The sequence below is a fragment of the Parabacteroides sp. AM17-47 genome, assembly GCF_003434625.1.
Lineage (GTDB): Bacteria > Bacteroidota > Bacteroidia > Bacteroidales > Tannerellaceae > Parabacteroides > Parabacteroides distasonis.
This window is the reverse complement of record NZ_QTLI01000016.1, coordinates 130139-147647: the sequence shown is the minus strand read 5'-3', so window position 1 is coordinate 147647 and position 17509 is coordinate 130139. Positions and strand designations below refer to the sequence as shown.

Here is a 17509-nt window from a genome sequence, read left to right as displayed (position 1 = left end):
ATCCCGAAGTTACAGGGTCAATTTGCCTAGTTCCTTAACCGTGAGTCACTCGAGCGCCTCAGTATTCTCAACCCGACCACGTGTGTCCGTTTACGGTACGGGTGCCGCATGGATAAGTTTAGCGGATTTTCTTGGGAGCATGGTTACGTCCATATTACCTCGTACAAGTACTCGGTATACTGTCAGGTTCGACTCTCCCCGCGGATTTGCCTACGGGAATCAATATCTACACCCTTCAACCGGCTATTCCGTCAGCCGGCAGGACTGTCACTTCTCCGTCTCCACGTCACTCCATGAGGCAGTATGGGAATATTAACCCATTCTTCCATCGGCGGCGCCGTTCGGCTTTGCCTTAGGTCCCGACTCACCCTGATCCGATTAGCGTTGATCAGGAAACCTTGGTCTTTCGGCGGGGGGGTTTCTCGCCCCCCTTATCGTTACTCATACCTACATTTGCTTTTCCATGCGCTCCAACAAGGGTCATCCCTCATCTTCGACGCCGCATGGAATGCTCCCCTACCATGTCTTACGACATCCACGGCTTCGGCAGATCGTTTATGCCCGATTATTATCCACGCCAGATCGCTCGACTAGTGAGCTGTTACGCACTCTTTAAATGAATGGCTGCTTCCAAGCCAACATCCTAGCTGTCTCTGCGATCCGACCTCGTTAGTTCAACTCAACGATCATTTGGGGGCCTTAGCCGGTGGTCTGGATTCTTCTCCTCTCGGACACGGACCTTAGCACCCGCGCCCTCACTCCCTGTAAATATATATCGCGCATTCGGAGTTTATCTGGACTTGATAGGCGGTGAAGCCCTCGCATCCAATCAGTCGCTCTACCTCACGATATACTATAAAGAGGCTGCACCTAAATGCATTTCGGGGAGTACGAGCTATCTCCGAGTTTGATTAGCCTTTCACCCCTACCCTCAGCTCATTGGAAAGCTTTTCAACGCTTACCCATCCGGTCCTCCAGTTGGTGTTACCCAACCTTCAACCTGGCCAAGGGTAGATCACTCGGTTTCGCGTCTACCCCCCCCGACTGGCCGCCCTCTTCAGACTCGCTTTCGCTTCGGCTCCGTACCTTAGGTACTTAACCTTGCCGGGGAAGGTAACTCGTAGGTTCATTATGCAAAAGGCACGCCGTCACATATTGCTATGCTCCGACCGCTTGTAGGCAGACGGGTTCAGGGTCTATTTCACTCCCCTGCTCGGGGTTCTTTTCACCTTTCCCTCACGGTACTGGTTCGCTATCGGTCTCTCGGGAGTATTTAGCCTTACGGGATGGGCCCCGCTGTTTCACGCAAGATTTCTCGTGCCCCGCGCTACTCAGGATGCCACTAGGCTTCGGCAGGCAGTCGTGTACGGGACTATCACCCTCTACGGTCGCCCTTTCCAAGGCGTTCCACTTGCCATCCTCTTGCCACGTCGTGGTCCTACAACCCCCGTGTCGCCTAGACGACATGGGTTTGGGCTCTTCCGTGTTCGCTCGCCACTACTTACGGAATCATTGTTTATTTTCTCCTCCTATGGGTACTTAGATGTTTCAGTTCCCCACGTTCGCCTCCCTTACGGGATGACAGGCCTTCAGCCTGCCGGGTTGCCCCATTCGGATATCCCGGGATCAAGGGCTATTTGCGCCTCCCCCGGGCTTTTCGCAGCTTATCACGTCCTTCGTCGCCTCCGAGAGCCAAGGCATCCACCGTCTGCCCTTGCTTACTTTCTCTCACCTCGTACATACGTACGGGTTGATATATCTTAAGCTCGCTCTACTTGTTTCTTCTTTTTGATGTCCAACATGTCAAAGATCCTCTTTCCCTCGCGGGATATGTGGAGAATAACGGATTCGAACCGTTGACCCTCTGCGTGCAAGGCAGATGCTCTAGCCAGCTGAGCTAATCCCCCTCATTCGGAGTAGTCCCAGGCAGAGTTGAACTGCCGACCTCTACATTATCAGTGTAGCGCTCTAACCAACTGAGCTATAGGACTGTCAACTTTGCCAAGACTTACGTCCCAGCGTCATTTTTCTCTCTTTAGACCGGCCTCCCGGTACGTAAGATCTATATATAAACATAATCTCAACAGCAGCACAAGGCGATCGATACCTCGTATGACCTCGGTACGGAATCCTAAAGCTCCAGAAAGGAGGTGTTCCAGCCGCACCTTCCGGTACGGCTACCTTGTTACGACTTAGCCCCAGTCACCAGTTTTACCCTAGGCCGATCCTTTCGGTTACGGACTTCAGGTACCCCCGGCTCCCATGGCTTGACGGGCGGTGTGTACAAGGCCCGGGAACGTATTCACCGCGCCATGGCTGATGCGCGATTACTAGCGAATCCAGCTTCACGGAGTCGGGTTGCAGACTCCGATCCGAACTGAGACGTGGTTTGGGGATTCGCTCCCTGTCGCCAGGTGGCTTCCCTTTGTCCACGCCATTGTAACACGTGTGTCGCCCCGGATGTAAGGGCCGTGCTGATTTGACGTCATCCCCGCCTTCCTCGCAGCTTACGCTGGCAGTCCCACCAGAGTCCTCAGCTTTACCTGTTAGTAACTAGTGGCAAGGGTTGCGCTCGTTATGGCACTTAAGCCGACACCTCACGGCACGAGCTGACGACAACCATGCAGCACCTCGCAAACGGCTATTGCTAGAAAAGGTGTTTCCACCTCGGTCCGAATGCGTTCAAACCCGGGTAAGGTTCCTCGCGTATCATCGAATTAAACCACATGTTCCTCCGCTTGTGCGGGCCCCCGTCAATTCCTTTGAGTTTCACCGTTGCCGGCGTACTCCCCAGGTGGATCACTTAACGCTTTCGCTGTGCCGCTTACACTGTATCGCAAACAGCTAGTGATCATCGTTTACTGCGTGGACTACCAGGGTATCTAATCCTGTTTGATCCCCACGCTTTCGTGCATCAGCGTCAGTCATGGCTTGGCAGGCTGCCTTCGCAATCGGGGTTCTGCGTGATATCTAAGCATTTCACCGCTACACCACGCATTCCGCCTGCCTCAAACATACTCAAGCCCCCCAGTTTCAACGGCAATTCTATGGTTGAGCCACAGACTTTCACCGCTGACTTAAAAGGCCGCCTACGCACCCTTTAAACCCAATAAATCCGGATAACGCTCGGATCCTCCGTATTACCGCGGCTGCTGGCACGGAGTTAGCCGATCCTTATTCATAAGGTACATACAAAACGGGACACGTCCCGCACTTTATTCCCTTATAAAAGAGGTTTACGATCCATAGAACCTTCATCCCTCACGCGACTTGGCTGGTTCAGGCTTACGCCCATTGACCAATATTCCTCACTGCTGCCTCCCGTAGGAGTTTGGTCCGTGTCTCAGTACCAATGTGGGGGACCTTCCTCTCAGAACCCCTATCCATCGTCGGTTTGGTGGGCCGTTACCCCGCCAACTGCCTAATGGAACGCATGCCTATCTATCAGCGATGAATCTTTAGCAAATATCCCCATGCGGGGCCCCTGCTTCATGCGGTATTAGTCCGACTTTCGCCGGGTTATCCCCCTCTGATAGGTAAGTTGCATACGCGTTACTCACCCGTGCGCCGGTCGCCACCCGGTATTGCTACCTGTGCTGCCCCTCGACTTGCATGTGTTAAGCCTGTCGCTAGCGTTCATCCTGAGCCAGGATCAAACTCTTCGTTGTTTAAATTGTTTTATTATCCTCGCTCCGGAATCCGTTATTGTAGTCCAAAGTCATACTTCTTTGACGGTATCAATCCGGAAAATTAATTTTCCTATACTTGTACTACTTGTTGAATTATGTAAATCTCTCAAAGAACTCTTTTGTCGCTTTCGTTTTGCGAACGTGGATGCAAAGATAAGTGTTTTTCTTTTAAACTTCCAAATTATTTCAGAACTTTTTTCAAGAAAAATTTGTTTCATTATTTCGGTATCGCCGTTCTCTCTCGAATGCGGGTGCAAAAGTAACGCTATAAAACATAACCTCCAAACATTTTCGGCATTATTTTTCAAGTTTTTTCTCATGGCTCAACAATCCTTACTTTTAATGTACGCACACGATAAAGGCACATATATTTATCTGTACTGATGTTGACAATATCTGGATGGGCATGGAAATAGGTTTCAAGTTTCAAGGTTTCATGAAACCTATATAATGTACGCACCGTGTGTGTGAAGAAAAAGGTTTCATGAAACCTTGAAACTTGAAACCTGCCTATAGTCATTTTTTAATTCGATACACGCATAAGCAAAGAAGAGCCATACGATAGACTTAATTCCTTCAAGCCAATGACTTAAATCAAAGAGCGCAAAGAGCTAAGTCATCAAGCGCAAAGACTCAACTTCTCATCCCCCAAGTTCCAAGTCCTTTATACACCTTAATCCACAACTAATTAAAAAATCTGATAACAGAACACGAATGTCCGCTCTCATCAGTCCGACACATTGAAGCGTATTCCCACGGGGTCATCATATTGTTTTTGCAGCTTATAAAGCTCGTCTCGCATGCGTTTCGTCACTGCCTCGTAACTGGGCTTACCGTAAAGGTTATTCATCTCGTGGGGATCTTCTTGGAGGTCGTAAAGCTCCCATACGTCGATGTCGTTGTAGAAATGGATCAATTTATAACGATCGTCACGTATGCCGTAATGACGCTTCACGGAATGCTCGGCGGGATACTCGTAGTAATGATAGTAAAGGGAGTTACGCCAGTTCTCCGGCCGCTCGCCTTTCAGCAAGGGAAGCAAGGACTCGCCTTGGATGTCGGCTGGGATGGGGGCTCCGGCCAGTTCCAAAAAAGTGGGGGCGTAATCAATATTCTGCACGAGCTGCGGGATATCACCCTTCTTGCCACCCGGCAGACGCATCAGCAACGGGGTGCGGAAGGATTCCTCATACATGAAGCGCTTGTCGAACCAGCCATGCTCGCCCATGTAGAATCCTTGGTCGGAGGTGTAGACGATCAACGTGTTATCCAGCAAATCGTTCTTCTCCAGATAATCGAGCACGATACCGATGTTCCGATCCACGGAATGGATCACCCGAAGGTAATCGTGCATATAACGCTGGTATTTCCACTCAGCCAGCTCCTTACCCGTGCGTTTCTTCGCCTTGAAGTCTTGGATGATCGGATCGTAATAGGCGTCCCAAGCGGCTTTCTGGTCCGGATTCATGCGGTTATAAAGCTCACGGCCGTACTTCTCCAGATCGGCGTTGGAGGAATGGATCTCGTTCTCCTTATCGGCCATTTTCAAGTCGTATACGATATCCATATCCTTGATGATGCTCATCTCCTGCTCCGAGGCGGCGATGCGGCCGGCGTAATCGTCGTAGAAGTTCTCGGGCAGCGGGAAGGTCACATCATCGTAAAGACGCAGGTCGCAGGTATCGGGCATCCAAGTACGGTGCGGGGCCTTATGGTGCAGCAGGAGGCAGAAAGGCTTGCTCTTGTCTCGTTTATTGTCCAGCCAATCAAGAGCCAGATCGGTCGTGATGTTCGTGGCGTACCCTTCGATCTGACGCTTCTCGCCGTTATCGATGAAGATGGGGTTATAGTAATCGCCTTGGCCTACGAGGATGTTCCAGTAATCGAAACCGGTGGGATCGGAGGTGAGGTGCCATTTACCGATCATGGCGGTTTGGTAGCCAGCTTTACGCAATAGCTTCGGGAAGGTCTGCTGCGAGCCGTCGAAGGTATGGGCGTTATCGATGAAGCCGTTCTTGTGGCTGTGCTTGCCGGTCAGCATGCAGGCACGGCTGGGGCCACTGATGGAGTTGGCTACGAAGCTATTGGTGAAACGTACGCCCTCGTTTGCGATGCGGTCGATGTTGGGGGTTTGGATGTATCGCTTGTCGTAGGCGCTGATGGTTTGGAAGGAGTGATCGTCCGTCATGATGTAAAGGATATTCATGGGCTTGGCGGGCTGCCCGGACGTATTCTCTTTTTGGCTACAGGAGGTGGAGGCTATCGCCGCCAGACCTGTCAGAATGAATAGTTTATTTGTTTTCATGTATTCCGCTTAGATTTATGTTGTTTTGATTGATTTTGCCTAAATACACTCAGCTACAGACTTGTAGAGACGGGGCATGTCCCGTCTCTACAATTGGTGATATTAACCTTGGTGATATTAGCCGAGGAGGTCTTTCAGCTTGCCTTCGGATTGCAGCTTCACGATCAACTCGCCAAACAGAGTATTCGTCCAAGCGAACCACGAGCGGGTGTAATCGGAAGGATTGTCCTTATGGAAAGACTCGTGCATGAAGCCCGTGCCTCCGTCCGTATCACGAAGCGTCTCTATGCAATACCGGATCTCCTTCTCGTCGTTGGAAGTCGTAGCACGCATGATCAAGCTCATCGGCCAGATATAGTTGAAACCGATATGCGGACCGCCGATGCCCTCGCCGGCCTTTCCCTTGAAGAAGTAAGGGTTGGAAGGGCTCAGCACCAAGCGACGGGTATTCTGGTAAACCGGGTCGTTCACGTCCACGCAACCCAAGAACGGCAAAGCCAGCAAGCTCGGTACGTTAGCGTCGTCCATGAAAACACGGCTGCCGTAGCCATCCACCTCGAAGGCGTATACCTTACCGAATTCCGGATGCTCTACGATGGCGTATTTCTTCACGGCCTCCTCTACCTCGTTGGCCAACGCCTCGCAACGGCCGGCCAAATCCGTGTTGTTTCTTACGGCACGAAGAATCTCCGCGACATGGCGAAGCGAGGTGATAGCGAACAAGTTCGATGGTACCAAGAAGCCGAACAGCGTAGCGTCGTCGGAAGGACGGAAAGAAGAGACGATTAGGCCCACCGGGTTCACCGGGCTACCCCAACCATCGTTCAAGAGGGTATCGCCTTGGCGGTCCGTCACACGGGAGAAACGGTACGGCCCGAGGCTATCCTTGCGCTGTTGCTCACGGAAGGTACGGTAAACGGCCTCCATTGCCTTCTCCCATTTGTTGTCGAATACGGAGGTATCGCCAATCTCTTTCCAATAATGATACGCCAAGCGGATCGGGTAGCAAAGCGAGTCGATCTCCCATTTACGCTCGTGAAGCTCTTTCTTCATCTCCGTGCGGTCGCTCTCCCACTCGCTCCCGGTAGGGCCTTCGTTGAAGCCGTTAGCGTAGGGATCGATCAGGATGCAGGCGGTCTGGCGATTGATAGCTCCGACCAGCATTTGCCGCAAGTCCTTATCCTTCTTCGCCAAGGTGACGAAGGGGTAAACCTGCGCCGAGGAGTCACGCAACCACATGGCGTGAATATCTCCGGTGATCACGAACGTATCCGGCTTGCCGTCTACCATCTTGAACTCACAGGTCGTGTCCAAGGTATTCGGGTAGCAGTTCTCGAACATCCAAGCCAGCTTCGGGTCCTTGATACGGGCCTTGGAAGCCTTCAGTTGCTCCTCTACCGCCTTGGAGGTAAACTTACGGGCCTCGGGAGCCGGGCGCTTGCTGGCGTAATCGCCGGTCACCTTAGAGGCGATCGTGCTAAAACTCTTTTTATTGTCGGGCGTACTCACGGCGGAGTATACCTTCTCGCCAACCAACAGGCCGGCCAAGGAAATAGATCCTGTTTTCAGGAAATTACGTCTTGTAGTCATTTATATAGTTTTTATGGTATTATATTCCAGTGGCAAAGTTAAGAAAAAAAATAAAGGCTCCCAATCCTTTTCGGACCGGAGCCTTCGCCAACTCAATAATTCCTTAAATTAGCCTAAATACGATTTTAGAAGCTTGCTACGAGTTCCTTGTCTTAATCTTCTGATTGCTTTTTCCTTGATCTGGCGGACACGCTCTCTAGTGAGGCCAAATTTGTCGCCAATCTCTTCCAATGTCATTTCCTGACAGCCAATACCGAAAAACATCTTGATTATCTCACATTCTCTTTCGGTCAGTGTAGCAAGCGCTCTATCAATTTCCTTAGCCAATGACTCGTTCATTAACGACCGGTCCGCGATAGGAGCGTCATCGTTCACAAGCACATCCAAAAGGCTGTTGTCTTCACCTTCCACGAACGGGGCATCCACGGAAATATGACGTCCGGACACCTTCAAGGTATCGGAAATCTTATCCACCGGGATATCCAACTCATCAGCAAGTTCCTCTGGAGACGGTCTGCGCTCGTTTTCCTGCTCGAACTTGGAGAAGGCCTTGCTGATCTTGTTCAGCGAGCCTACTTGGTTCAACGGAAGACGCACGATTCTTGACTGCTCTGCCAAAGCTTGCAGAATAGATTGGCGAATCCACCATACAGCATAGGAAATAAACTTGAAACCTCTCGTCTCATCGAATTTCTCGGCAGCCTTGATCAAGCCTAAGTTACCCTCATTAATAAGGTCGGGCAAACTCAAACCTTGGTTCTGATATTGCTTAGCCACAGAAACGACGAAACGGAGATTCGCACGGGTCAATTTCTCTAACGCCCTACGGTCTCCTCTTTTGATAGCCTGTGCCAATTCCACTTCCTCTTCTACCGTGATAAGATCTTCTCGACCAATCTCTTGAAGATATTTATCCAGCGAAGCGCTTTCGCGGTTGGTAATGGACTTTGTGATCTTTAATTGTCTCATTCAATTTGTTTAATTGAGAATACGGGGTGCAAAGATAACCATTTTTGTTGAAAGAATTGGCTGGATGCACCCCACATCCAGCCAATTAAAAACCTTTAACAATCTTTTCACACCTATAAGACTACAGTCCTTGTTTATCTTATTCGGCAAGATCTATCGCATAGTACTTCGTACGTCCGTTCGGGTAGAAGCCTTTAATGAAGAGGCCTTGATCTTCCGTACGTCCTTGAAGTATGCTTTCCACAATCTTTTCCAAGTCTTCCGGAGCAGAGATCTTCTGGTTGTTTACAATCATGATAATGAAGCCTTTCTTTATACCGGCGTCTTTCAGTTTGCCGCTGGTCAGACCGGTGACCTCGATACCATAACTTACACCTAACTTACGTTTCTGCTCGTCGTTCAAAGCCTTGAACGCTGCGCCCATAACCTCTGCGCTGTCACCACCCTTCACGACCTTGGTGCTACCTTGCGCATTACGGAGTTCTACCGTGAATTTCTTCGTGCTACCGTTGCGGTTGATCGTCAACTCTACCTTGTCGCCCGGACGGTATTTGCTGATCTGCTCTTGCAAAGCGCTAGACGATTTGATCTTCACGCCGTTCACAGCTACAATCACGTCACCCTTCTCGATTCCGGCTTCCTTAGCGGAGCTGCGCTCGGCGAAACCACCTACGTAAGCGCCCTCGAATACTTTCACTTTCTCTTTCTCAGCGTCGGGCACGTATTGCGGGTCTTGTATCAATACGCCTAATACAGCACGCTGCACGGTTCCGAATTGCTTCAAGTCGTTAGCCACCTTACCGGCGATGCTGATAGGCACGGCGAAAGAGTATCCGGCGAAGTTACCGGTCTCGGAGTAGATAGCGGTATTGATACCGACTAACTCGCCTTTCGTGTTCACTAGCGCCCCACCACTGTTACCCGGGTTCACGGCGGCGTCTGTCTGTATAAACGACTCGATCTTGCTACGATCCTTGCCACCGGCGCCGATGTTACCACGGCTCTTAGCGCTCACGATACCTGCCGTAACGGTAGAGGTCAAGTTAAACGGGTTACCTACCGCCAACACCCACTCACCTACTTTCAACTTCTCTGAATCACCAAAGGGGATCGTAGGTAAGTCGGTTGCCTCGATCTTGATCAAGGCGATATCTGTTGTCGGATCAGCCCCTATAATCTTTGCCGGGAATTTCCGGTTATCGTTCAAGGTAACCTCCAGCTCATCGGCTCCGTCGATCACGTGGTTGTTCGTGATGATATAACCATCCGTAGAGATAATGACACCCGAGCCGGCGCCCACACGAGGTTGCTGTTGCGGACGTTGGAACCCTCCACGGCCACCGAAGCCGAAGAAATACTCGAACGGGTCCATATACTGCTGACCGCCGTCCCCGTTAGAGGCTTGCGCGTTAGCCGTGGCCTTGATATGGACAACCCCGTGGATGGCGCTCTCGGCGGCCGTAGTGAAATCGATATTCTCGGCGGCCACGGTTCCATAATTCGTCAATCGGTACGGTTGCTTGAAGGTATTCTCAACTCCGGAGGCCAACTCCACCGGACGCTGATTCTTATTCATCAGGTAAGTACTCGTTCCGATCGCGGCACCAGAACTAATGGCTGCTATCAGAGCAACACCAAGCACATTCTTCCAGATATTTTTCATACTTTTCTTATTTAATTAAACACTTAAATTTAACAGTTTCTTTACGGCAAAGAAAACTCAAAAATTGTGCGGATATTCCATTTCCATCGTATTTTTTATCACTTTTAACGAGGCATCACAGGGGCTTAACCGCACTTAACAGTACTGTGTATTGCAAAGTACCTTTTTAACAATTAAACAGCAGACGAATTGACAGTTGACACGCGATAACTGACAGTCGGCAATCGATAAATGACAGTCGGTTACTGGCAATCTAGAATCTCTGTTCGTATAAAAAACACCTAGGAGACAGAATATGTTTACGGCTGAAAAAGAAAATGTTATCCTATCTCTCCTATGCGTCTACAAAATAATTGTCAACCGCCGACCGTCAACTGTCAACTAAAATACCTATCTTTGTCCTATCGCAGTCTGCCGGTCTGTCGCTCACCTTCGGGTGTGAGGAAAGTCCGGGCAACACAGAGCACCATACTTCTTAACGGGAAGCTGTCCGTGAGGGTAGAGTAACGTAACAGAGAATAACCGCCGGACTCGTCCGGTAAGGGTGAAAAGGTGAGGTAAGAGCTCACCGGGTCCCGTAGCGATACGGGATGCCGTACGTCTTATGGGTTGTAAGGTCATGTATACCGGCGCATGTAGGATGGCTCGTCCGATGCCGGGGGGTAGACCGCTAAAGCTTACCGGCGACGGTAAGACAAGATAAATGGCAGGCGCCTCTTTCCAAAGAGGTACAGGACCCGGCTTATAGGCAGACTGCTTTTTTTATTTGCCAATTAAATCATGTGCCGATATGCCCAAAAACAAGCCACGGGAAGAAAAGAAACCTATTGGAGAACGGATCAGCGCATTATTAGCACGAACCATCCGTTTCGTTACCTACGACATTTGGCGGATTACCGAGAATGAAGTTAGTGGGCTGAAGGAGATTTATATCAATATCATCAAGACGGTCATACTCGCCGTGCGGGGTTTCCAGAGCGAGAACCTGCAAACCAAGGCGTCGGCGCTTACCTACAGTACCTTGTTATCTATCGTACCTTTGCTGGCCGTATTATTAGGTATAGCTAAGGGCTTCGGTTTCCAAGGGACGGTACGGCAGGAGTTGTTCGATTATTTCCCCGGGCACGAGATGGAGCTGAACAAGGCGTTCGAGTTCGTGGAGAGCTATCTGGCGCAGGCGCAGGGGGGAGTGATCATCGGGGTCGGTTTGATTTTGTTGTTTTATACGGTGATCAACTTGATCTCGTCCGTAGAGGATACGTTCAACGATATCTGGCAGATCCAGAAATCCCGGCCGTGGTACCGGAAGATATCCGATTATCTGGCCTTATTCCTCGTGCTGCCGGTGCTGATGACGGCATCCAGCGGTTTGTCCATCTTCATGTCTACCTTGCAGAACTCGTTCTTGGGGCAATACTTATTTTTTACGCCGCTCATGGAGTTGTTCTTGCATATAGCGCCCTATATTATCACGACATTGGCTTTCACGGGGCTGTACGTCTCCCTGCCGAATACGAAAGTGAGGTTCGTGAACGGGTTGGTGGCAGGCTTTATCGCTGGTTGCGCCTTCCAGTTGTTCCAATTTATTTATATCAGCGGGCAGATTTGGGTGAGCAAGTACAACGCTATTTACGGTAGTTTCGCCGCACTGCCTTTGTTGTTGCTCTGGTTGCAGCTTTCTTGGTTGATTTGCTTGTTTGGCGCAGAGCTGTCGTACGCCTCCCAGAACGTGAAGAAATTCAGTTTTGAGAGGGACAGCAAAAGTATCAGCCGCCGGTACAAGGATTTCCTGACCCTACTGATCGCCTCGCTGATCATCAAACGATTCGTGAAAGGCGAGAAACCCTATACGGCCGACGAGCTATCCGACGCTTACCGCATCCCTATCCGCATAACGACACAGATCTTATACCTGCTCACGGAGTTGAACATCATCATCGAGGTGAATTACGGGAATGACGACCGTGTGGCATACTACCAGCCGGCAATCGATGTCAATAAGATCACGGTCAGCTACCTGCTGACCCGCATGGACGAGCATGGCTCCGAGAACTTCAAGATTGACACGAGCAAGCTTTTCAGCAAAGAATGGAAAGCCCTGCTGAAGACACGTGAGGATATGATAAAGGCAAACGACAATATCCTGCTGAAAGACCTATAGGGAATTGAAAATTGAGAATTGAGAATTGAAAATTAATACAGGAAATAGGGATTTGACGAGTGGGGCGGTATGGAAGGTGATCCTGCGTTTCGCTTTCCCTTTGCTGATCGGCAATCTGCTGCAACAACTTTATAACGTGACCGACAGCGTCATTGTTGGGCAGTTTCTAGGGAAAGAGTCGTTGGCGGCGGTATCGGCTTCCTTCTTCATCTATTACTTTATTATCTCGCTGGTGATCGGTATCGGAAGCGGAACGTCGGTGGTGATCTCGCAGTTTTTCGGGGCGAAGGAGTTCGATAAGGTGCAAAAAGCCTTCTCATCTTTCTTTATCTTCATGTTGGTCGCAGGGGTATTGCTGTCCATAGCGGGGATTATTTTTGCCGAGCCGATGTTCAGGCTGACGAACACGCCGGAGGACGTGATCCCGCAGGCGGTCGCTTATTTCAGGATTTATGTAGGGGGTACGTTCTTGTTCGTCACTTTCAATAGCATTATCTCCATATTGCGGGGTGTCGGGGAGTCCGTGCGCCCCATGCTGTTTATCCTGCTTACCACGATCTTGAATATCGCCTTGGATTTACTCTTCATTGTCGTTTTCAAATGGGGGATCGAAGGGGCGGCACGGGCTACGGTGATCGCCCAAGGGATCGGCATGTGCGTGGCCCTAGGCTACGTGAACAACACCCATCCCCTGCTCTCTATCAAGAAACAGGATTTATTGTTCGATATGGGACTGTTCAAGGAAGGGCTCCGCATCGGGCTTCCCTCCAGCGTACAGCAATGTGCCATCTCGCTCGGATTGATTGCCTTGCTGGGGATCGTGAACAGTTTCGGCACGGATACGCTCACCGCTTACGGGGCAGCGGGAAAGATCGACACGATCATCATCCAAGCGGTATTGACCCTCTCTGGGGCGCTAGCTGCTTTCTGCGGGCAAAACATCGGAGCTGGGCACTTGGACCGGGTACGTGACGGGGTACGATTCGCCATGCTTGTCAACCTATTGCTGGGTCTAGCAACCTTCACGGCCATCTATTTCTTCGGGGACAAGATGATGCTGGCTTTCACCAAGGACCCGGAGGTGATCCGGATTGGCAAGGAATATTTATTGATCATGGGAGGATTCTTTATCGTACACGGCGGCTTGAACGTCTTCAACGGGGCATTACGGGGAGCTGGCGATACCCTGTTCCCGATGGCAGTAAGCATCACTTGTCTTTGGCTGATACGCATTCCCCTCGCCTATTGGTTTAGCTCTATCTGGGGACGGAGCGGTATCTGGTGGGCCATTGGCGCCAGCCTTTGCATCGGGCTTACAATCACCTATATCTATTATAAATTGGGATTCTGGAAGAACAAAGGGCCTTTACGGAAGAAATAAGCATAGCTTATTATTCGTTTCCGTCGGGGTCGCATCGCCCGATCGCTTGATTGAATAGAGAAAAAGTCCTCAAGTCAATGACTTGAAGACTTTTTAGTTGCGGAGGCAAGACTCGAACTTACGACCTTTGGGTTATGAGCCCAACGAGCTACCACTGCTCCACTCCGCGATATAGTCGCTATCATTTCTTGATTGCGAGTGCAAAGGTATATATTACATTCCAAACTTCCAAACATTTTCAAGAAATATTTTCAATTTGTTTGCGTACGCCCTTCACTATCGGGCAGTGAAGCCTTGTTTAGCAGCAATTTGACACTAGAGATTCTCGATCGTATCAAAACCGAATGGTTCATATAAATGCAGACGGTTTCTCAACGATTGTATCTCCGCCTGCAAATTCCGCATCCGGTTCAGCATATGATGAATGGCCTCGATTCCCTCGATGTTAATAGACAAGTCGTAATACATACGTGTGTATTGTTCCAGATCACGGAGCTGGGAAGAGAAGAGATACCTCTCTCCATCCGTGATATTAATGTCTATCAAACCTCCCTCTTCCAGCAAAATGATGAACGAAGGGTCTATATGGCATTTCTGGCAGTATTCACTGACAATAACTAAATCTGTTTGCATAATACACCTGTTTTTAATTTAGACTTTGTATTTCCCGGAACAATTCCTTCTGTTTCTCTGTCAAGTTGGTCGGCACCTCGATCGAGTACGTGACGATCAAGTCACCAAACTGCCCCTCCTTCTTGTAAACAGGGAATCCCTTACCTTTCAACCGGACTTTCGTATTGTTTTGCGTGCCCGGTTTTACTTTCAGTTTCACCTTGCTATCCAAGGTACCGATAATCTGCTCGCCACCCAAGACCGCCGTATAGAGGTTCAAGGGGACAGTCAGGTACAGATCGTCTCCCACCCGTTTGAAACGGCTGTCGTCCGGGATAATGAACGTGATGTACAAATCACCGGCAGGGCCTCCATTCATGCCCGGCCCGCCTTGGCCTTTCAGCTTAATGGTTTGCCCGTTGGCTACGCCGGCGGGAACCGTGATACGCAGGTTCTTGCCGTTCACGGTGATCACCTGCTTATGTGTCTTGGCCGCATCCATCAAGGATAAGTGCAATTCGGCCGTGTAATCCTGTCCACGGAACCCATGATTAGAACGGCCACCGCCCCCCCGGCGGGAACCAAACATAGACTCAAAGAAATCCGAGAACTCTCCATCATCGCCGGAGGAAGACCAATACGTACCTCCACCGTTCGAGAAGCCGCCGCCAAAGCCGCCACCTTGCTGGCCGTACTGCTTCCGTTGAGCCTCGAACTCATCCGCATGTTTCCAATTCTCCCCGTACTGGTCGTATTTCTTACGCTTTTCCGGATCGCTAAGCACCTCGTTCGCCTCATTGATCTCCTGAAACTTACGATGAGCGTCGGGATCGTTCGGATTCAAGTCAGGGTGATATTGCCGAGCCAACTTCTTATAGGCTTTCTTGATATCATCCTGAGAAGCGTCCTTGTTCACCCCCAAAATTTTGTAATAATCGATATAGGCCATAATCTGATATGTTTAGTCTATTTTTCTCATATAATTATATAACAATAAACATACCAAGGATAGTTTTGGTTAGTGAAAATTTACTTAAAACGTTTTTAATCGTACACGCACGGAATTAAGATTGTCTGTAGATAGAAAAGGCTCTAGCCGGGATCATCAGATACCGCTAAAGCCTTTTATGGATAGGAAATTCTTCGAACCTTATTTAAACTGCATCATCTTGCTAATATACTTCCCGACAATATCGAACTCTAGGTTCACTACCGTACCTTTCTCGATCTGGCAAAAGTTCGTGTTATCGTGCGTATAAGGGATGATAGCGACTTGGAAACTGTTTTGCTGGGAGTTGCATACCGTCAGGCTGACGCCGTTCACGCAAACGGAGCCTTTCTCCACGGTCATATACCCCTGCCGGGCCATCTCCTTATCAAAAGCGTACTCGAACGTATAGTACCAGCTGCCGTCCGCCTCCTTCACCTCCGCACAAACGGCGGTCTGGTCCACGTGCCCCTGTACGATATGCCCGTCCAGACGGCCGTTCATCAACATGCTACGCTCCAAGTTCACCTTATCGCCCACTTTCAGGTTCCCGAGGTTCGAACGTTCCAAGGTCTCCTTGATAGCGGTAACCGTATACGTATCTTCCGTCATGCTTACCACCGTAAGGCAAACGCCGTTGTGAGCCACGCTCTGATCTATTTTCAGCTCATTCACGAATGAGCACTTCATCGTCAGATGAAGGTTTCCTTTATCGGATTGGAGGGCTACTACCTGAGCCGCTTCTTCTACAATACCTGAGAACATAATCAAATTGTTTTTAGTTTGTACTCCCAAAACTGTTATTTATTCATGGGCAAAGATAACGCCTTTGAGGTAATAAGCCCGATAAAAAGGATGTTATTAAATGTTTTTATCACGGTAGAAACCGCACTTATTTATCGTCCAAGGAGATCAAATCGTATCGTTGGCTTCCCATACCCAACGCTTCCGCATCCTCGACGATATGAAAGCCTAAAAACGAAATGGGGGTTATTCACACGGCTCCGTATCTCGTATATCATTCTAAACCATCCCTAAACATTCCTTAAAGCCACTTGTTTCATAAATAGATTATCCTAATAATATAGATCTTATGAAATCAAAGAATTTAACACTGGCCTCTCTTTTCGCCGGCTTGCTCATGTTCATGAACCCTACGGGAAGCGAGGCGTGTACAAGGGCCGTTTACCTCGGGCCGGACAATATGGTCGTAACCGGACGTACCATGGATTGGAAAGAGGACCCGCAATCCAACCTTTACCTCTTCCCCCGGGGCGTGCAAAGAAGGGGGGCGATATCCGATAATACCATCCAATGGACCTCGAAATACGGAAGCGTGGTGACCGCCGGGTATGATATCGGTACGTGCGACGGAATGAACGAGAAGGGGCTTGTAGCCAACCTATTGTTCCTCACCGAGTCATCTTATTTCCGACCGGACGATAACCGCCCGGTTATGGGGCTTAGCATCTGGACGCAGTATGTACTCGATAATTTCGCCACGGTAGATGAGGCGGTTGCCGAGTTAAGCAAGGAGGTCTTCCGCATCGACGATCCGGATCTCCCGAACGGGGCGAAATCGACCTTGCATCTCTCGATCTCGGACGCTTCAGGAAATAGCGCTATCTTCGAATACCTGAACGGGAACTTGGTTATCCACGAGGGAAGGGAATGCCAAGTCATGACGAATTCCCCTACATACGATAAGCAACTAACCTTAAACGATTACTGGCAACAGATAGGCGGCTTAGTCATGTTGCCGGGTACGAACCGAGCTTCCGATCGTTTCGTGCGTGCCTCTTTCTATATCCACGCCATCCCGCAGACAAGTAATTTCCGGGAAGCGGTAGCCGGGGTATTCAGCGTAATGCGTAACGTATCGGTACCTCTGGGAATCACGACCCCGGATCAACCGAATATCTCCTCTACCCGCTGGCGTACGGTAGCCGACCAGAAGAATAAGGTATATTACTTCGAGTCTACTTTAAGCCCGGATATCTTTTGGGTAGATTTCAAGAGCTTGGACTTCAAGGCAGGTACACCTATCAAGAAACTAACGCTCACAGACGGCGAGATTTACGCCGGAAACACCGCCAAAGATTTCAAGGACAGCAAACCGTTACCGTTCTTGTTCGGGATCTGAAGGGCCGA

Annotated in this window: 10 protein-coding genes, 3 tRNA genes, 2 rRNA genes and 1 other RNA gene (1 of these 16 only partly in view); 4 read left to right on the top strand and 12 right to left on the bottom strand. The window is 49.8% G+C overall.

What is annotated here, in order from left to right; all coding sequences use genetic code 11:
- The 8 genes from DW205_RS22290 to DW205_RS14205 all read right to left on the bottom strand — a co-directional run.
- Positions 1-1728: ribosomal RNA gene (locus DW205_RS22290) — 23S ribosomal RNA — on the bottom strand (it extends 1504 nt beyond the left edge of the window).
- Between the two features lie 105 nt (positions 1729-1833).
- Positions 1834-1907 (bottom strand) — tRNA-Ala (locus DW205_RS14240).
- 10 nt (positions 1908-1917) lie between these two features.
- Positions 1918-1991, bottom strand: a tRNA-Ile gene (locus DW205_RS14235).
- 152 nt (positions 1992-2143) lie between these two features.
- Positions 2144-3668: ribosomal RNA gene (locus tag DW205_RS14230) — 16S ribosomal RNA — on the bottom strand.
- The 16S and 23S rRNA genes sit together here with 2 tRNA genes alongside, the layout of an rRNA operon.
- A gap of 748 nt (positions 3669-4416) precedes the next feature.
- Positions 4417-5994 carry a sulfatase gene (locus tag DW205_RS14220; RefSeq protein ID WP_005866102.1) on the bottom strand — a complete coding sequence of 526 codons (1578 nt, stop codon included), beginning with the start codon at positions 5992-5994 and terminating at the stop codon, positions 4417-4419.
- A 117-nt stretch (positions 5995-6111) separates the two neighbouring features.
- Entirely contained in the window at positions 6112-7584 is a 1473-nt protein-coding gene (locus DW205_RS14215; protein WP_005866100.1) for a glycoside hydrolase family 125 protein, read from the bottom strand.
- 108 nt (positions 7585-7692) lie between these two features.
- Positions 7693-8553, bottom strand: a complete 861-nt coding sequence (locus DW205_RS14210; RefSeq protein ID WP_005641668.1) for an RNA polymerase sigma factor RpoD/SigA — start codon at positions 8551-8553, stop codon at positions 7693-7695.
- A 139-nt stretch (positions 8554-8692) separates the two neighbouring features.
- Complete coding sequence (locus tag DW205_RS14205; protein ID WP_005866098.1) at positions 8693-10216, bottom strand: Do family serine endopeptidase; 1524 nt, start codon at positions 10214-10216, stop codon at positions 8693-8695.
- 406 nt (positions 10217-10622) lie between these two features.
- Here DW205_RS14205 and rnpB point away from each other — a divergent pair.
- The 3 genes from rnpB to DW205_RS14190 all read left to right on the top strand — a co-directional run bounded on the left by rnpB (position 10623) and on the right by DW205_RS14190 (position 13758).
- Positions 10623-10977, top strand: an RNA gene (gene rnpB, locus DW205_RS14200) — RNase P RNA component class A.
- A 29-nt stretch (positions 10978-11006) separates the two neighbouring features.
- Complete coding sequence (locus tag DW205_RS14195) at positions 11007-12377, top strand: YihY/virulence factor BrkB family protein (RefSeq protein ID WP_005866096.1); 1371 nt, start codon at positions 11007-11009, stop codon at positions 12375-12377.
- Between the two features lie 25 nt (positions 12378-12402).
- Complete coding sequence (locus tag DW205_RS14190; protein ID WP_008778066.1) at positions 12403-13758, top strand: MATE family efflux transporter; 1356 nt, start codon at positions 12403-12405, stop codon at positions 13756-13758.
- 97 nt (positions 13759-13855) lie between these two features.
- Here DW205_RS14190 and DW205_RS14185 read toward each other — a convergent pair.
- From DW205_RS14185 to DW205_RS14170, 4 genes are all read right to left on the bottom strand, one after another.
- Positions 13856-13927: transfer RNA gene (locus DW205_RS14185), tRNA-Met, on the bottom strand.
- Positions 13928-14073: 146 nt separating this feature from the next.
- Positions 14074-14391, bottom strand: coding sequence for a chaperone modulator CbpM (locus DW205_RS14180; protein WP_005866094.1), 318 nt, complete (start codon positions 14389-14391; stop codon positions 14074-14076).
- A 13-nt stretch (positions 14392-14404) separates the two neighbouring features.
- Entirely contained in the window at positions 14405-15319 is a 915-nt protein-coding gene (locus DW205_RS14175; protein WP_005866092.1) for a DnaJ C-terminal domain-containing protein, read from the bottom strand.
- A 201-nt stretch (positions 15320-15520) separates the two neighbouring features.
- Positions 15521-16123, bottom strand: a complete 603-nt coding sequence (locus DW205_RS14170) for a riboflavin synthase (RefSeq protein WP_005862004.1) — start codon at positions 16121-16123, stop codon at positions 15521-15523.
- A 376-nt stretch (positions 16124-16499) separates the two neighbouring features.
- Here DW205_RS14170 and DW205_RS14165 point away from each other — a divergent pair, with 376 nt between their 5' ends.
- Positions 16500-17501, top strand: coding sequence for a linear amide C-N hydrolase (locus DW205_RS14165; protein ID WP_369799703.1), 1002 nt, complete (start codon positions 16500-16502; stop codon positions 17499-17501).
- The last annotated feature ends 8 nt before the right edge of the window (positions 17502-17509 follow it).